Origin of the sequence: Thermosipho globiformans, from assembly GCF_003990895.1 — a bacterium.
GTDB lineage: Bacteria > Thermotogota > Thermotogae > Thermotogales > Fervidobacteriaceae > Thermosipho > Thermosipho japonicus.
The window spans coordinates 200,967-217,123 of record NZ_BHXD01000002.1 but is presented as its reverse complement, the minus strand read 5'-3'; the positions used below and the strand labels follow the sequence as shown (position 1 = coordinate 217,123).

21 protein-coding genes are annotated in these 16,157 nt (G+C 31.1%); 10 read left to right on the top strand and 11 right to left on the bottom strand.

Annotated features, from left to right (window positions below; translation table 11 throughout):
- The first annotated feature begins 14 nt into the window (after nucleotides 1–14).
- The 5 genes from EO083_RS03070 (at nucleotide 15) to glgX (ending at nucleotide 4,355) form a co-directional block, all read left to right on the top strand.
- A complete protein-coding gene (locus EO083_RS03070) occupies nucleotides 15–257 on the top strand; it encodes a glutaredoxin family protein (RefSeq protein WP_126992723.1) in 243 nt (80 codons plus the stop codon).
- Nucleotides 258–398: 141 nt separating this feature from the next.
- A complete protein-coding gene (locus tag EO083_RS03065; protein WP_126992722.1) occupies nucleotides 399–1,067 on the top strand; it encodes a thioredoxin family protein in 669 nt (222 codons plus the stop codon).
- Between the two features lie 11 nt (nucleotides 1,068–1,078).
- Nucleotides 1,079–1,717, top strand: a complete 639-nt coding sequence (locus EO083_RS03060) for a cytochrome c biogenesis CcdA family protein (RefSeq protein WP_126992721.1) — start codon at nucleotides 1,079–1,081, stop codon at nucleotides 1,715–1,717.
- 24 nt (nucleotides 1,718–1,741) lie between these two features.
- Nucleotides 1,742–2,167 carry an OsmC family protein gene (locus EO083_RS03055; protein ID WP_126992720.1) on the top strand — a complete coding sequence of 142 codons (426 nt, stop codon included), beginning with the start codon at nucleotides 1,742–1,744 and terminating at the stop codon, nucleotides 2,165–2,167.
- A gap of 1 nt (nucleotide 2,168) precedes the next feature.
- Nucleotides 2,169–4,355 carry a glycogen debranching protein GlgX gene (gene glgX / locus EO083_RS03050; RefSeq protein WP_126992719.1) on the top strand — a complete coding sequence of 729 codons (2,187 nt, stop codon included), beginning with the start codon at nucleotides 2,169–2,171 and terminating at the stop codon, nucleotides 4,353–4,355.
- Here glgX and EO083_RS03045 read toward each other — a convergent pair.
- Nucleotides 4,328–4,978: an SDR family oxidoreductase gene (locus tag EO083_RS03045; RefSeq protein ID WP_126992718.1), complete on the bottom strand. Its 651-nt coding sequence runs from the start codon at nucleotides 4,976–4,978 to the stop codon at nucleotides 4,328–4,330. The genes glgX and EO083_RS03045 overlap by 28 nt on opposite strands.
- On the bottom strand, nucleotides 4,975–6,213 hold the full coding sequence (locus tag EO083_RS10090; protein WP_126992717.1) for a L,D-transpeptidase family protein: 1,239 nt from the start codon (nucleotides 6,211–6,213) through the stop codon (nucleotides 4,975–4,977). The genes EO083_RS03045 and EO083_RS10090 overlap by 4 nt, the downstream gene beginning before the upstream one ends.
- Nucleotides 6,214–6,358: 145 nt before the next feature.
- Between EO083_RS10090 and EO083_RS03035 the strand changes: the two genes are divergently transcribed.
- Nucleotides 6,359–6,892 (top strand): hypothetical protein, encoded by a 534-nt coding sequence (locus tag EO083_RS03035; protein WP_126992716.1) that lies wholly within the window; start codon nucleotides 6,359–6,361, stop codon nucleotides 6,890–6,892.
- Here the strand turns inward: EO083_RS03035 and EO083_RS03030 are convergent.
- The 9 genes from EO083_RS03030 to dnaN are packed head-to-tail and all read right to left on the bottom strand — an operon-like array spanning nucleotide 6,889 to nucleotide 13,851.
- Entirely contained in the window at nucleotides 6,889–7,962 is a 1,074-nt protein-coding gene (locus tag EO083_RS03030) for a hypothetical protein (RefSeq protein WP_126992715.1), read from the bottom strand. The genes EO083_RS03035 and EO083_RS03030 overlap by 4 nt on opposite strands.
- The gene (locus EO083_RS03025; RefSeq protein WP_126992714.1) at nucleotides 7,959–8,630 is read right to left on the bottom strand and encodes a rhomboid family intramembrane serine protease; all 672 of its coding nucleotides are present in this window, start codon (nucleotides 8,628–8,630) and stop codon (nucleotides 7,959–7,961) included. Before EO083_RS03025 ends, EO083_RS03030 begins: the two co-directional genes overlap by 4 nt.
- Nucleotides 8,631–8,639: 9 nt before the next feature.
- Nucleotides 8,640–8,981: a YbaB/EbfC family nucleoid-associated protein gene (locus EO083_RS03020; RefSeq protein ID WP_126992713.1), complete on the bottom strand. Its 342-nt coding sequence runs from the start codon at nucleotides 8,979–8,981 to the stop codon at nucleotides 8,640–8,642.
- 12 nt (nucleotides 8,982–8,993) lie between these two features.
- Nucleotides 8,994–10,052: an FAD:protein FMN transferase gene (locus tag EO083_RS03015; protein WP_126992712.1), complete on the bottom strand. Its 1,059-nt coding sequence runs from the start codon at nucleotides 10,050–10,052 to the stop codon at nucleotides 8,994–8,996.
- Nucleotides 10,025–11,008: an AmmeMemoRadiSam system radical SAM enzyme gene (gene amrS / locus EO083_RS03010; protein WP_126992711.1), complete on the bottom strand. Its 984-nt coding sequence runs from the start codon at nucleotides 11,006–11,008 to the stop codon at nucleotides 10,025–10,027. The genes EO083_RS03015 and amrS overlap by 28 nt, the downstream gene beginning before the upstream one ends.
- Before the next feature lie 59 nt (nucleotides 11,009–11,067).
- Nucleotides 11,068–11,562, bottom strand: a complete 495-nt coding sequence (locus tag EO083_RS03005; RefSeq protein WP_126992710.1) for a GNAT family N-acetyltransferase — start codon at nucleotides 11,560–11,562, stop codon at nucleotides 11,068–11,070.
- The gene (locus EO083_RS03000; protein ID WP_126992709.1) at nucleotides 11,552–12,319 is read right to left on the bottom strand and encodes an ABC transporter ATP-binding protein; all 768 of its coding nucleotides are present in this window, start codon (nucleotides 12,317–12,319) and stop codon (nucleotides 11,552–11,554) included. The genes EO083_RS03005 and EO083_RS03000 overlap by 11 nt, the downstream gene beginning before the upstream one ends.
- Complete coding sequence (locus EO083_RS02995) at nucleotides 12,316–12,732, bottom strand: type II secretion system protein (protein ID WP_126992708.1); 417 nt, start codon at nucleotides 12,730–12,732, stop codon at nucleotides 12,316–12,318. The genes EO083_RS03000 and EO083_RS02995 overlap by 4 nt, the downstream gene beginning before the upstream one ends.
- Before the next feature lie 15 nt (nucleotides 12,733–12,747).
- Entirely contained in the window at nucleotides 12,748–13,851 is a 1,104-nt protein-coding gene (dnaN, locus tag EO083_RS02990) for a DNA polymerase III subunit beta (RefSeq protein WP_126992707.1), read from the bottom strand.
- A gap of 137 nt (nucleotides 13,852–13,988) precedes the next feature.
- On the opposite strand from dnaN, the gene EO083_RS02985 reads away from it, so the two are divergent.
- Genes EO083_RS02985 through EO083_RS02970 form a run of 4 tightly spaced genes read left to right on the top strand, consistent with a single transcriptional unit; the run spans nucleotide 13,989 to nucleotide 16,150 of the window.
- A complete protein-coding gene (locus EO083_RS02985; protein WP_126992706.1) occupies nucleotides 13,989–14,198 on the top strand; it encodes a hypothetical protein in 210 nt (69 codons plus the stop codon).
- 2 nt (nucleotides 14,199–14,200) lie between these two features.
- Nucleotides 14,201–14,980 (top strand): GTP cyclohydrolase FolE2, encoded by a 780-nt coding sequence (gene folE2 / locus EO083_RS02980; RefSeq protein ID WP_126992705.1) that lies wholly within the window; start codon nucleotides 14,201–14,203, stop codon nucleotides 14,978–14,980.
- 2 nt (nucleotides 14,981–14,982) lie between these two features.
- Nucleotides 14,983–15,300 (top strand): L7Ae/L30e/S12e/Gadd45 family ribosomal protein, encoded by a 318-nt coding sequence (locus EO083_RS02975; protein ID WP_012580181.1) that lies wholly within the window; start codon nucleotides 14,983–14,985, stop codon nucleotides 15,298–15,300.
- 1 nt (nucleotide 15,301) lies between these two features.
- Nucleotides 15,302–16,150 carry a GNAT family N-acetyltransferase gene (locus EO083_RS02970; RefSeq protein WP_126992704.1) on the top strand — a complete coding sequence of 283 codons (849 nt, stop codon included), beginning with the start codon at nucleotides 15,302–15,304 and terminating at the stop codon, nucleotides 16,148–16,150.
- The last annotated feature ends 7 nt before the right edge of the window (nucleotides 16,151–16,157 follow it).

Here is a 16,157-nt window from a genome sequence, read left to right as displayed (position 1 = left end):
TGGAGGTGGCAGATATGCAACACGTAAAGATAGTTGTTTATACAACTCCAACTTGTCCTTATTGTAGAAAAGCAAAAAATTATTTCAAACAACTTGGACTAAAGTTCAAAGAATACGATGTATCAAAAGATCAAAAAGCTGCAGAAAGAATGTATAAAAAGAGCGGACAATTGGGCGTACCGGTCATTGAGATTGGGAATCAAGTAGTAGTCGGTTTTGACAAAGCTAAAATTGATAGGTTACTAGGTATAAATTAACCAAGGCAGGTGCAACACCTGCCTTTTTAAAATTAAAGAGGTGATATATATATGGCTTTTAAATTTAAGTTTAGCTGCCCTTTAATTAAATTTTTCAAAAAACTCGGAATGAAAAAATTAAAAGTGAAAAGGGGTTAAAATATGAAAAAATTTATCTTTATCTTTTTAGTATTAGCTGCTATGATTTCTTTTTCGTATGATTATACCATGTATGATTTAGGGATTGCACACAAAATTTCAGTGATTGAAGACAAACCATTAATAATATACTTTTCTTCACCAAGTTGCGTCTATTGTAAAAAATTTGAATCAGAAGTACTTTCTGATGAAAAATTTCAAGAACTTTTAAAATTATACTACACCTTTGTAAAAGTTGAGCCGAACAACAATAAAACAACATTCCTTGAAAATGAATATACCAACAATGAGCTTTTTGGAGCTTTCGGTGTAAGGGGAACTCCTACATTTGTCTTTTGGTATAAAGATGCTGGTATAACAATGGTACCTGGATTTATGCCTCTTGAAGATTTTCTAAACGCTTTAAATTACATACTTAAATACGTATACGAAGACTATAGAGAAGACTTTCAAACCTTTCTTAACAGCAAAGAATCATTCAATCCTAAAACAAAGGTTATAAACGTATCAAACAACGATGCTGATTTTGTATTATCACACGACAAAAATGCAAAAAAATATACAAGCGATCAAAAAATTAAAAAAGGTATTGTTTACATTGTTTATTCTAAAGAAGATTTAGAAAAATTAAAACAATCAGGGGCCTTTAGAATTCTTTTTGTAAATGAGTAGGTGGTTAATTTATGTTTTATAAAGACGTAAGTGTATGGATCGCTTTTTTGCATGGAATATTATCATTTTTTAGTCCATGTGTTTTACCTTTAATACCTGCCTTTTTAGGTGTTTTGTTTACCGCAAAGAATAAATTTTTAAAACTTTTTGGATTTTTCATTGGTTTTTCAATATTTTTTTCAATTATTGGCATTTTTTCATCTGTATTTGGAATTTTCTTTTCAAAATACGGAACAGTTATAAATTATATTTTAGGTACAATTATCATTGTAATGGGAATACTATATATGTCTAATAAAGAAATAGTAAAACCAAAGAAAATTAATGTCTGGAATTTTAAAGGCGGTAGTCTTTTAACTGGAATACTTATGGGAGCAGCTATAGGTTTAATTTGGATTCCTTGTAGCAGTCCTATCTTAGGATCAATCTTGACTATAGCAACAACCGTCAATCCGTATAAAGGTGGTTTTCTTCTATTTGTATACTCCTTAGGGATTTCTTTGCCATTTTTGACAATTGGCACACCAATATCCAAATTACTTACAGGTGGTTTTGGAACACCTAAATGGGAAAAGATTTTAAAAATATTTGGTGGTGCTTTTTTAATAATTCTTGGTATTTTGATAATATCTGGAAAAATGGTGGTATAATATTTTTGAAAGGAGTGAAAATCTATGCCAAGCGCATCAATGAACTGGTATTCTGGAATGCTATTCTACAGCAAAACTACTTCAGGACATGATTTAATTCTCGATGCAAATGATACTGTCGGTGGTAAAGATGCCGGAGCAAGGCCTAAAGAACTTATTCTATACTCTCTTATGGGCTGTACCGGCATGGATGTTGTATCTTTGCTAAGAAAAATGAGAGTAATAGACTCTCTTGAATCATTTAGATTGGAAGTAGAATATGAATTGGCACCAGAACATCCAAAAGTATACACTAAAATACACTTAAAATACTTATTTAAATTTAATGGTGAACCTCCAAAAGATAAGGTTGAAAAAGCTGTAAATCTTTCACAGGAAAGATATTGTGCAGTTTCAGCAATGCTCAAACAAGTTGTACCAGAATTTACCCACGAGATAATTTACGAGTAATATGGCTGACTATCCTTTGCAATACAATAACCCTGATTCAAGTGTTAAATTAAAAACGAAAAGAGGATATCCAAGATTAGGTGCAACCCCGGACGACACCGGGGTTAATTTTGCTGTTTTTTCACGTCATGCAGAAAAAGTAGTACTAGAATTATATCAAAACTACTATGATGCAACACCTTCACATAGATTTGAACTTGATCCTAATTACAATAAAACGGGAGATATATGGCATATATATGTATACGGAGTTGGTCATGGTCAATACTATGGTTGGCGAGTATACGGACCATATGATCCAGAAAATGGAAAAAGATTTAATCACCACAAGTTATTGGTTGATCCATATGCAAAAGCCATTTCTAGTTCTTTTGATTGGGATTCTTCTTCTGCATATGGCTACGATATAAATTCTCCTTTAAAAGACCTTTCTTTCTCTAAAGAAGATTCGGCAATTAGCCCCACAAAATCAATTGTAATAGATGATTCAAAATATGATTGGCAAGGCGATAAACAACTTCATATTCCATGGGAAGACACAATAATATACGAAATGCACGTAAGACTTTTTACAATAAACCCTACCTCAAAAGTAAAATTTCCTGGAACATTTTTGGGAATAATTGAAAAGCTCGATCACCTTAAAGAACTTGGCGTAACAACCATTGAATTAATGCCTATCTTTGAATTTAACGTTAATTCAATAGATAGGATAAATCCAATCACCGGCGAAAGACTAAAAGATATATGGGGATATAATCCTCTCGGTTTTTTCGCCGTCACTGGAAACTATTCTGTTGGTCTTAAATTAGGTGAACAGGTGTTCTTATTTAAAGACTTTGTAAAAGAACTTCACAAAAATGGTTTTGAAGTGATCTTGGATGTAGTATATAACCATACTGGTGAAGGAAATGAGTTAGGCCCCACATTAAATTTTAGGGGTTTTGACAATGAAATTTACTATATGCTTGATCCTAATAACAAAAGATACTATCTTAATTATTCAGGATGTGGAAATACTCTAAATTGTAATCACCCAGTAGTTAAAGAACTTATTATAGACAGTTTAAGATACTGGGCAACTGAAATGCATGTAGATGGTTTTAGATTTGATTTGGCAGCTGTTTTAGGTCGAACCCCAGACGGAAGATGGATTGGAGATTTTTCACTCCTTAAAGACATAGCCGAAGATCCCATATTGCATGGTTTAAAACTAATTGCAGAAGGTTGGGATGCTGCCGGTGGTTACTTTTTAGGAGAATTTCCAGAAGGTTGGGCTGAATGGAACGGACAATATAGAGACACGGTAAGAAAATTTGTGAGAGGGGACGAAGGAGTATTAGTAGAACTTGCAAAAAGAATTACTGGTAGTCAAGACCTTTACGGTAAAAAAAGACCGCACGCAAGTATAAATTTTATTACATGCCATGATGGATTTACAATGAGAGATCTGGTAAGTTACAACTATAAACATAACGAAGAAAATGGCGAAAATAATAGAGACGGCGCCGATGAAAATTTCAGCTATAATTATGGAGTTGAAGGAGAAACTGATGATCCTAAAATTAACGAAATAAGAAAAAGACAAGTGAAAAACTTTATAACCATTCTAATGGTATCACATGGAACTCCCATGATTTTAATGGGTGATGAAATTTATAGAACACAATATGGAAACAACAACGCATATTGTCAAGATAATGAAAAAACATGGCTTGATTGGACTCTTAAAGAAAAGCACCAAGATATATTTAGATTTTTCAAAAAAATGATTGAATTTAGAAAAAAACATCACGCATTAAGAAGAAAACATTTTTTCACCGGCAGAGACCTCACTGGAGATGGTATAGCAGACATATCCTGGCATGGTATAAAACCTTTCCAACCTGATTGGGGATATCATTCACACTCAATAGCTTTCATGATAAGCGGTAGCGATTTTTTGTGTAAAGATGCAAAAGAAGATAATGACATATTTGTCATTCTAAATCAGTGGAGAGAACCATTAACTTTTACACTTCCAATTCTACATGGGAAAACATGGTATAGAGTTGTAGATACAGCTAAACCTTCACCGTACGATTTTCTAGACTCACCCAAGCAAGTTGGATTTGTTTATACTGCAGAACCAAGAAGCTCAGTAGTTTTAATAAGTATGCCTCACCATGGAAGTGATTTCCCCGTATAATCCAAAAAGACTCCACTCTCTTCTACATTTTCAACAATATCAATAATTCCCTTTGCAGACTCTTCAGGCATTACAGGAGCTTCTTTTCCTCCCATATCTGTCTTTACCCATCCAGGATGTACAGATATGACTTTAATGTCCTTAAGCTTACTTGATAGTAACTTTGTAACCATATTTAAAGCAGCCTTTGAAACTGAATAAGAGTAACTTGTAGTACCTCCCAAAAGAGCTATTGAACCAAGAATTGAGCTAATATTTATAATTTTCCCACCACTTTTTAATTTACCGGATTTATATAGCCGTTGACTCAAAAATAAAGGTCCCAAAGTATTCACTTTAAATGAATTAAGAAAATAATCATATTCAAGGTTTTCAAAACTATCTTTATACAAAACTCCAGCATTATTAATCAAAACATCAACTTCCACTGAAAGTGTTTCAACAAATTTTTCAATTGAATCTTTATCAAGCAAATCAAGAAAATAAATACTAACCTTATTATTATCAATTTTTATCATTTCTGGTTTTCTAGTAGCAGCTATAACAAAATGACCCCTTTTTAAAGATTCCTGCAATAATGCATATCCTATACCTCTATTTGCACCCGTTATTACAATATTCATGAGCTTTCACCTTCCTGATTTTTTATTTTCTCTTTGAATGATAAAAACTCTGGTATCTGTGAAATGTCTTCAGGAAAATTCTCAAAACTTTTTATTACTAAAACAGGGCTACCCAAGTCCACAAATGCATCCAATGCTTCTACATCAAAGTTAAACATTCTTACACAACCATGAGATATTCTCCTTCCAATTTCCCAAGGCTTAGTTGTTCCATGAATACCGTAGGTTGGATTTGAAAGTTGTAAAAAACGAGTACCTAAACCATTAATTGGGGAACGTGGTGGAATATACTCTCCATACCAGTATAATGCTGGATCAATTTGTTTATTTAAAATCCAGTATATCCCAGGAGGCATAGAATCACTTCTACCTATTGCTACTGGAAAAACTTTTACAAGTTTTCCTGCATAGTAAACAGCCAATCTCGATGTTGAAAGATTAACAACAATACTAGTCAAACCTTCGGTAAATTGTACTGTTCCTATCTTTAATTTCATACCAGAATAAATCTTATCAGGATTTTCAAGGTTATTAATTATTTGTAAATCTGCTGTTCTCACACCATATTTTTTTGCAATTTCCCACAATGTTTCACCTTTTTGAACAATATGAGTAGCAATTATACTTGATACATACGGAGTAAAATCTCCTCGTAAATACGTAGTAAAACCATTTAAAGTAAATAAATCATACGAAATTGTTTTGATTTTTCCACTTGGAAGTTTTATTTTTAGCGAAAGTACATTTTTTAATTCATTTCTCTTTTCCTTCGTATATAATACATATCCTTTACTTGTTTTAAACAAAATCATATTTTTTCCATCAATCGTGCCAGAAATAAGCTGATAATCTGTAGAAACTTTCACATTTAAAGATAAATCTTCAGGATTAGTTACTACTTTAATCGAAATATTCTTTTTATATTGATACAGATCTAATATAGGACCTGATATTGTACCAAAAACAGTCTGCCCAAATTTATTTTTACCAACTATTATTGGTATAACCCACCTAAAAAGTCCATCTTCAAATTCATAAGAGTCATTACCTTTATATTTTGCCCTAATAAAACCTGTTGGTCCATAAAGATAAACTTTTGGTTTTTGAGATGCATCATAATAGGGTTTAACAATCAAGGTAACCCCTGTCGATGTAACTGTATCTACTTCCACTAAATGAGCTGCATGTAACAAAACGACAACAAAAATAAGTGAGATTGTTATTATTTTTTTCATATCTTAATTATATCATACCTCTCCGCCATTTTAGTTAACATTTGTATTTAAATTGTTCTCAATTTGTTTTCTTATATAAACAATTGTAAATCTATTTTATATTATAATTACTCTGCAATAACAAAATTAAATGGAGGTAGAAACTATGAAAAATAGATTGTTATTCACCCTTTTATTAATTCTAAGTGCAGGTATATTATTTGGTAATCTTTACACAGATGCATATAATTATACTTTTAAAATTGCTAAATACTATGGAGTAAACGATGAGAGAGCAAAAGTAATTGCACAAACAGTTGCTGAAGAATATGAAAAATTTCCACAAGTTCCTTATCAAATATTTGTGGCAGTTATAGTCTCAGAAAGTGGATTTAAAAATTTGTATGGTGATAGTGGTCACGCGGTTGGTTACTGCCAATTACACGAATCAGCAACCGACTATGTTGCACTATTTTTCCCGGAAATAAAACATATTCTTTCAAAAATATCACACGATGATCTAATTAAATTCCCTGCTCTTCAAATAAGGATAGCCTATAGATACTTATACCTTATTATGAAAAACATTACAAATTACAATATAATAAAGGCTCTAAACTTTTGGAACAACAGTGATAAATATTATCTTAGAGTGTTTGATACATTAGTGTTTATTGACAGCATCGCTATGAAAAATTAATCCCTATCCTCATCATATTCAATATGTATTGTCTGTGTGTTATGAGATAATAAAATTACATAGTCTTGCTTTTTTTCAACAATTTTAGCATTTGTTTTTAGATTATTAATATTTCTTCCATTTATTCTTATTTTATATTCACCTCTTCCTTTCAAATACAAAGTAGCCGTAATTTTTCTTCTATTTGCAAATGCAACTGAGCTATCTACACTCCATTTATACCAATTTTCCCACGACGGGCCAAGGAAAATCTCCGTTTCTTCATCAACATCTTTAATTATTGTAGAATCTATTGGAACTTCTTTTCCCGATAAACTCGACCAAATTTGAACTTGACCAGAAGGAATTTGTTTTGGAGATTTAACATATACAACTCTTTGACATGGCTGCCAGTCAACTGAATTAAATCCATTTATTGATACAAAATTGTAATCTTTTCTTTCAACCGAAAATTTATCCATAAGGATTGTTTTTCGCTTTTTTAAATCTTTCATATTTCCAAGAGTAAAAATCTTTTTACCTTGCACATTGTAGACTTCTTTTTCATAAAGCATAGCACGAGTTGATGTTGTATAATAGCTACTTTCTGGCTCTGAAACTACTATTACAAAACCTTCGTCAATATCTGCATACAATTTTAGAAATTGATACATTTCATTTTCTTTCAATATATAGAAAAACTGAAAACCACCATCAATCGTAAATGTTGCTGTAGAGGGGCTTGAATCTATAAATATTCTTCTGATCTCATTATTTTCTTGAATTATTTCAAAAAGTCTATCATTAATAAACTTATATTTTTTACCATCCTTACTAATAAAAATCCCATCTCTTAATTCACAGTCTTTTAATACAAAATCTTCATCTTCAACAAGCTTAACTTTTTCAACATATTCATATGTTTTAACGTACCAAGATGATTCCACGCCCAAAATTTCCCAGTTAGAAGGTATAACTTCTCCGTTTTTTATCTGTTTTACTAACACTCCATAATTTGGATAAATTAGTACAACCTCAGAAAACAAAAATAATGGTAATACGAAAAAAAGCCACAAAAAAATTTTTTTCATCCTATCACTCCCCAAATTATGAGAGAAATATATGATACAACAACAACCAAAATTAAAATCCACATTATAACTTTCCAAATTTTTCTTACCTTCCAGGAATAATCATATAGTGGAATTACATATCCCAATAACATCCCAGTTAAAAATCCACCAATATGTGCCGCGTTATTAATATTTGTCCCCGGCATTATACCAAAAATAATGTTAATAACAATCATTGGTAAAAGAGCACTTCCAGTAATAGGCTTTAGTGAATAAGGAGTATCTTTTCTAAAACCTGCGGCAAACAACACACCAATTAGACCAAATATTGCCCCACTGGCTCCCACGGAAAATGAGCTATAATAAAAAATTTGAGTTGCTAAATTTCCTACAATTCCACTTAAAAAATAAAACGTCAAAAATTTTTCAGTTCCATACACATTTTCCACAATTCTACCAAGAAAAAACAGTGCATACATATTAAATATTAAATGAATAAAACCTCCATGAACAAACATGGAGGTTACTATTCTAAACCATTGTCCATGTGAAACAAGAGGTCCATATTGCGCTCCAAACATAAGATATAATACAGCCTCATTTGGAATAAAAAACTTAAATATCTCGATTAGAAAAAGTATTAATACGTTGACAAATATAAGATAATAAAAGCTTTCTCTTTTCAAAATTTCACCTCAAAAACCAAATGGTAACAAGTTTTGAGTTACTTTTGCCATTTCCTCTTCCCTTATCTTTTCTATCTTTTCCATCAACTCATTAATACCAGCTGTTAATAAATCCTTCAATGTTTCACTATCACTTAATAAATCCTCGTCAATTTCAATATCTTTAACTTTTCTATCAGCTGTTGCTAAAATTTTAATGGCCCCACCACCAACACTAACTTCTACTTCTACATTTGAAAATCCTTCTTCAACTTCCTGAAGTTTTTTTTGCATCTCTTCCTGAAGTTTTTGTAGTTGATTCATAGACTTACCTGAAAGATTCTTTCCACCAAAACTTTTTAATTTCTTCATCAGATAACCTCCTTAATATGTTTTTTCATAATATTCAAAGCCATCAGTCTTTAAATATTCAAATTCAGGTGTAACTAAAAATACTTCAGAATCATACTTTGGAATAATAGTCCTTGTATAAATCCAATTTTTTTTGCCAAACACAAAAGCTGCAGTCGAAAATACATCAGCCTTTATTGCATCATCAGATATAACTGTTGCACTAATAGCACTATCTGCAGGATATCCTGTTTTACTGTCTATTAGGTGGTGAAATCTTTTCCCATCAACGATAAAATATCTTTCATAATCTCCACTTGTTGCTACTGCCCCACTTTTCAAATATATATAGTCTATGCTATCATTACCTCTTGGATTTCTTATACCTATAATCCAATATTCTTTACCAAATTTTGGTCCAAGTATCCTTATATCTCCACCTGCTTCAATAAAACCTGTACAATTTGGATCTGCTTGTTTTGCAATTTGATAAGCCCTCTCAAGTGCATATCCTTTTACAATTCCTCCCAGATCAAACCAAACTCCGTTTGTTTTCACAGCCTTCTTTTTATAATCAATTTCTACAAGCTTTGCACCTGAAAGCTTCAAAGCTTCTTCTATATCTTCTTTTCTAGGAACTACTAAACTACTAGCCTCTTTTTCAGAGAATTTTGAAAATCCCCATAAATCAATTACTCTTCCAAGAGTTGGATCAAATGCAAAATTTGTCCTTTTTGCATATTGAAGTGAGAGATCTAAAATTGCAAAAGTTTCATCATCAACTTCCACCCAATCATTACTATGATTTATTTTGTAAATAATTGAGTCTTTATTGTATGCATCAAATTTTTTGGTTATTCTATCAAGCTCATTAAATATTTCTTTTGATAAAACAGATGGATTTACATTAGTAGAAATTCTAAGTTGAACGTAAGTCCCCAAAGAAAAAGTTTCAAAAGTTTCGTACTTCATATTTGGCTTAAAAAATACTGCAACAATAAGAATAATTGCAACAATTACTACAATCAATATTGTAGATACCAAAGATAATTTTGTTAATTTATTTATGTCACCACTACTTTTCTTCCGCATACTTTGCAATATCCTCCTTCTGTAATATTTTTTATATCAACAATATAACCCTCTCTGTAAATCAATTGTGTTCCACAATCTGGACAAAAAGTACTTTCATATCTTGGATCAAAGATATTACCAATATAAACAAAATTTAAATACTCTTTTGCAATACTATATAATTTTTCCAAGGTTTCAATAGGTGTCGGCGATATTTCATATTTATACGCCGGAAAATACCTTGAAAGATGTAAAGGTATATCTCTATCAATTTTTGCTAAATCCTTAAATTCTTGAATAAGTTCTTTTTCGTCATCATTTTTCGTAGGTATAACAAGTGTGGTAACTTCAACATGAATTCCTCGATTCTTTGCAGTTTCTATAACCTTTAAAACATGACTATAACTTCCTCCAATCTCCTTATAAAACTCCTCATTACTACCTTTTAAATCAATATTCATAGCATCAATACTCTGAAGTAAAACATTTAGCGGTTCAAATTCAATATACCCATTTGTAACAAGAACATTGTATAATCCTTCTTTATGCGCTATTCTAGATGTATCAAGAACGAATTCGTAACTTACTATAGGTTCATTATAAGTATAAGCAATTCCATTTGAGTTTCTTGTTTTTGCTATTTCCACAATTTGCGAAGGCGTAACAGTTTTAACAGCGGGTTTTACTTGAGAGATTTCCCAATTTTGACAAAAACCACATGAAAAATTACAACCCCATGAACCTATAGATAAAATTTCGCTTCCTGGCTTAAAGTGAAATAAAGGCTTTTTTTCTATTGGATCCATTGCAATTGATGAAATCTCACCATAATTTATTGTATAGAGTATTCCATTTTCATTTTTTCTTGTTTTGCAAAATCCAATTTGTCCCTCAGATAAAAAACAATGTCTAGGACAAAGTCTACAGACAATCCCATTATCCCCTTCATCAAAAAAAGTTGCCATTTTCTTCATATTAACACCACCCTGAGATAATTATAACATATCTTCAAAAAAAATAGGCCGATTTTGGCCTATTTTAAATCTTCTATTGCTCTCCAATAATCTTCATAAAGCATTGAAAACCTCAACACATCCCAATACTTTCCTTTGAAAAACTTTGCCTGACGTTCCATTCCTTCCTGTAAAAATCCACATTTCTTTAATACAGAAATAGTATCTTTTTTATACTCGACCACCTTTGAATAAACTCGATTTAAATTCAAAACTTCAAAAGCATATTTTAACATCAACCTTACAACTTTAATTTCAACATCATTTTCAATAGCTTCATCCCAAAAAATCCTTATGCAAGCACTTCTATTAATCCAATCTATATCGTAAAATTGTGCAATTCCAGTACTATCTTCCCCAAATTTAATTTGAAAGGTTAGTTCATTAACTCCATCCTTAAACAAATCAAAATTTAACTCTTCAGCAGAAAAATCTTTAAATTTCATATCTAAAAAATTTTTTAATTCTTCGTCAGAAATTTTTGTTAACTTTACATTTTTTTCATTACTTTCCATTTTCTAATCCTCCCAAATATTCTCTAATCCCAACACTTCTGATATGAACTATATCTTCAAAATTTTTTAAATCTTCTATTCTCACAAGTTTTGTTGCTTTATCCTTTGCAATGGTAACATAAACAAATCTTTCATACTTCATCCAAAAATCTTCGACTGATCCAAAGAATACCTTTACACCTTTGTTTAATATTAACACTTTGTCACAAATTTTTTCGATCTCCTCATCATCATGGGTCACATACAATATTGTTTTTTTATTCATCTTTAATTCTTTTATCCTATTTAAAATTAGTTTTTTTGACTCTGCATCAAGACCACTAGTTGGTTCATCAAGAAGAACTATATCAGGGTCAATCAAGAGCGCTATAGCCATAGATAACCTTTGTTGTAACCCCTTTGAAAGCTCCATTGGTCTTTTCTTTAAATGTGATGATAGCTGAAAATATTCTATTTCTTTATCTATCTTTTTCTTGCTAACATTACGTATACTTGCAAAATAATTAATATTTTCCTCAAGTGTTAATTCAGGGATAAGAACTGGTTTTTCAGGAATATAAGATATTAAATTAGAGTTTAGCTTTATCTTACCTTTTGTTGGCTTTATTATTCCAGCAACCATTTTCAAAATTGTACTTTTCCCACAACCGTTCCTACCAATAATCCCAATAACCTCTCCATCTAAAGCAGAGAAGCTAATATCCTTGACAACCCAATCTTTTTTGTATCTTTTACTTACACTAAAAAGCTCTATCATTGCAAATTAACCTCCACGTACAATTCACCGTCATCGTTTTGTTTTACTGCAGGATATGCACTTTTTACAAGTATTGGATCAATATCATTATTAGTATACTTTATCAGATATTTTTTATCTTTATCATCATAAACTATTTGATATCCTTTTGTAGATAAATCAACATTAATAAATCCTTTATTGTAAAGTTCAAAAAGTATATTTTTTCCTGACAATGCTGTAGGATTAAACTCGTCAGGATATAAAAGCAAAGCCTGTTCAAGAGCACTATCTACATTTCTCAAATTCATTGCAACTTGAGTTGCCTTGGCTTTTGCCACAGATCTCAAAGCAACCGGAGTTGCAACAGATAGTAATGCAGAAATAACAGCTAAAACAATCAAAAGTTCTATTAAAGTAAAGCCTTTTTTCACTTTTTTGACTCCTCCTTATGCCCTAACAGGCAAAACAATATAAAGATATTCTCCAACATTTTTAGAATTTATCTGCATTGGGCTTAGTTCATCAACAAAGTTAAAAACAACTTCTTCTTCCTCAATCTTCTTAACTGCTTCATTTAAAAACCTTGGATTAAAATTAATGGTAATATCCTCTCCCTCTTTTTCTATAGGAATTTCTTCTATTACTTCTCCATATTCAGGGCTTTGACTGCTGAGTTCCAATGTATCATCCAAAACTTTTAACTGAACTTTATCCGTTCCTCTTTTTGCGATGATCATTGTTCTTTTTAAACTCTCCAAAAATTGATCTTTATTAAAAACTATTCTAGATTTAAATGCTTTTGGAAGCACGCGCTTATAATCTGGAAATACTTCCTCTACAACTCTCATTATAACTGTCACATCTCCGGCATTAACAGCAAGTTTTTTGTGATCAAAATTTATAGTCAAAACTGGTTCATCTGTTTCTTTAATCAAGTTTTCTAATTCCTTCATGCTCTTTAGTGACAAAATAAAATCAATATCTGAATCAACTGTAATTTTCTGCTCAACAAGAGCTAGTCTATAACCATCACTTGCAACAAGTCTTAAATAATTATCTTTTAGCTCCCAGTACACTCCGTTAAGTGCTCTCATAGCACTTTCAGTAGATGCACAAAAGATTACTCGATCAATCATTTCTTGTAAAATAGAAGTTTCAATCTCAAATTTTATACCGGTGTTTTCTAATTCAATACTAGGAAATTTTTCTGGTTCAGAATAAGTTGCTATATTAAAAGAACTCTTTCCACTTTTAATATTTAATTTACCATTGTCATAATTCAAGATAATTTGATCATTATCAACATTTTTTACAATTTCTTCCAAAAGTTTTGCATCAACTGCAAATTGTCCCGAACCCTCCACTTCAGGTACATTAAGTTTTGAAACAACGAATGTCTGCATATCTGTAGAATAAATATTTAAAGAATTATCTTCAACTTTAAATAGCAAACATTGTAAAATTGGATCCACTGTCTTTGAACCCACTGCTTGGGCAGCAACAGAAATCTTTTTCTCAAGTTCGGATCTCTGTATAGCAAGTTTTAACATCAAATCCCTCCTCACAATTTTCTTTCTTAAATTATTTTAACACAAATTATGTTAAAATAAAAAAGGAAAGTTAACTAATAAAAATTAGCAAGATGTTATATAATTGTGTTGAAATAAACAAAAATAGAGGTGAGTTTATGCAAAGATTTTACCTAATACTTGCAACCATTTTTGCCTTTTTGTTTTTACTGACATTCTTTCATTTAAAAAGTTTAGATAATAGACTTGAATATTCACAAAAATTGAATAAAGCATATGAAATGTATGTAAATAAAGACCTTAGGTTTAAAGAATATATAGAAAACAACAATTTAGACGAATTAAAATATCTATTAGAAAGGAAGTAGGTATGAGAGACGTTCAAAGCGAAAGAGATGAAAGAAATGTACCATTAAAACACGTAGGTATTAAAAACTTAAAATACCCAGTTGTCGTTTTAGACAAAAAAAATAAAAAACAACATACTGTAGCTGAAATAAATATGTATGTTGACCTTCCAAAAGATTTTCGTGGCACACACATGAGTAGATTTTTAGAAGTATTAAATAAATTCCATCTGAAAATCGATCCAAAAAGCATAAAAGCAATTTTAGATGATTTAAAAAAGACACTTAAAGCCCAAAGTGCTTCTATAGAAATAATGTTTCCTTACTTTCTACAAAAAAAGGCACCGGTAACAAAAATTGAAAGCTACATGGAATACAAATGTGGCTTTAAGGCATATGATACAAATGAGCAATGTGAATTCTACATTGTTGTAGAAGTTCCCATTCAAACACTATGCCCTTGTTCAAAAGAAATAAGTAAATATAACGCTCACAATCAAAGAGCCCTTGCAAGAATCGAAGTTGAAACAAGTGAACTTATTTGGTTTGAAGATTTGATAAAATTAGCAGAAAGCTCTGCAAGTGTGCCGCTATTTACCCTTCTCAAGAGACCTGACGAAAAATATGTTACTGAAAGAGCATATGAAAATCCAAAATTTGTAGAAGATGTTGCAAGGGATATCGCTCTCTCAATAAAGGAAAATAAGAAAATTAGATGGTTTAAAGTCGAAGTTGAAAGTTTTGAATCTATTCATAATCACAATGCTTATGCTTGTGTGGATTCAGACACAATGGAGGTGTAAACATGAACGAACAAAAAATACTCACACTACTTGGATTTGCATCAAAAGCAAAAAAATTGGTATATGGAAAAGATAATATAAGAGATTATATAAAAAACCCAAAACTGAAAAACAAGTTGATAATCATGGCTAAAGACACAGGTGAAAGAGTCAAAAAAGATATTAAAATAAGATGTGATATTTCAAATGTCCCATTAATCGAATTTTCCGATAAAAAAACTATATCTAAAGCAACAGGCATGGAAAATGTTGCGGTAATTGGAATAATTGATGAAAATATGGTCAAAAGCATTTTAGAGTTTTATTCCAAGGGGGGATAAGATGAATCTCAAAATACTTACTTTAAATGAGTATTCCTTAATCGATTTTGTAAACTTAGTCAACAAAGTTTTCGAAGACTATACTGTACCAGTAAATTGGAACGTAATAAATTTTCAACTTGATGCAAGGGAAAATTCTATTTCGCTTGAAGATAGTTTCATTTTTTTCAAAGATGAAAAACCCGTAGGATTTATTGTAAACAGTATTAGAAGGGATCGTGCAAGAATAGACGCAATGGGAGTTGTAAAAGAAGAAAGAGGCACAGGTACAGCCTCATTTATCTTGGAACACGCAACAAACTATTTAAAATGGAAAGGTATCAAAAAAATACTACTGGAAGTTATAACTCAAGATAAAAGAGCATATAGATTTTATGAAAAACATGGATTTAGAGAAAAAAGAAAATTACATTTGCTTGTAAACAAAGATTTAAAAACTGAAAATACTGAATATAGAGCAATAAAAGTTGAACCAAGGTACGTCTATACTTTATCACTAAATCTTGAAATCTCTGGCAGAACCACTAATTGGCAAAGAGAACCAATTACTTTGTTATTAGCCGATGGAAGATACAATTATGTAAAGCTGGTTCATAACGGAAAAGAAGGATATTTGGTATGGGGTAAAAACGAGGATAAGAGCACATATATAGTAGATTTGGGTACTAAGCATAATAATGAATGGGAAATTTTTGCAAAAATTGCTGTCGATTACCTTGTAAGAGAGACAAATTGTAAAATAATTTCTGCAACTTCCGTTCCGGAAAATGACCCCCTATATTCTGCACTCAAAAGTGCCGGTTTTTCAAGCTTAATTGAGCAATCAGAAATGTATAAAAACATACATTAATTGGAGG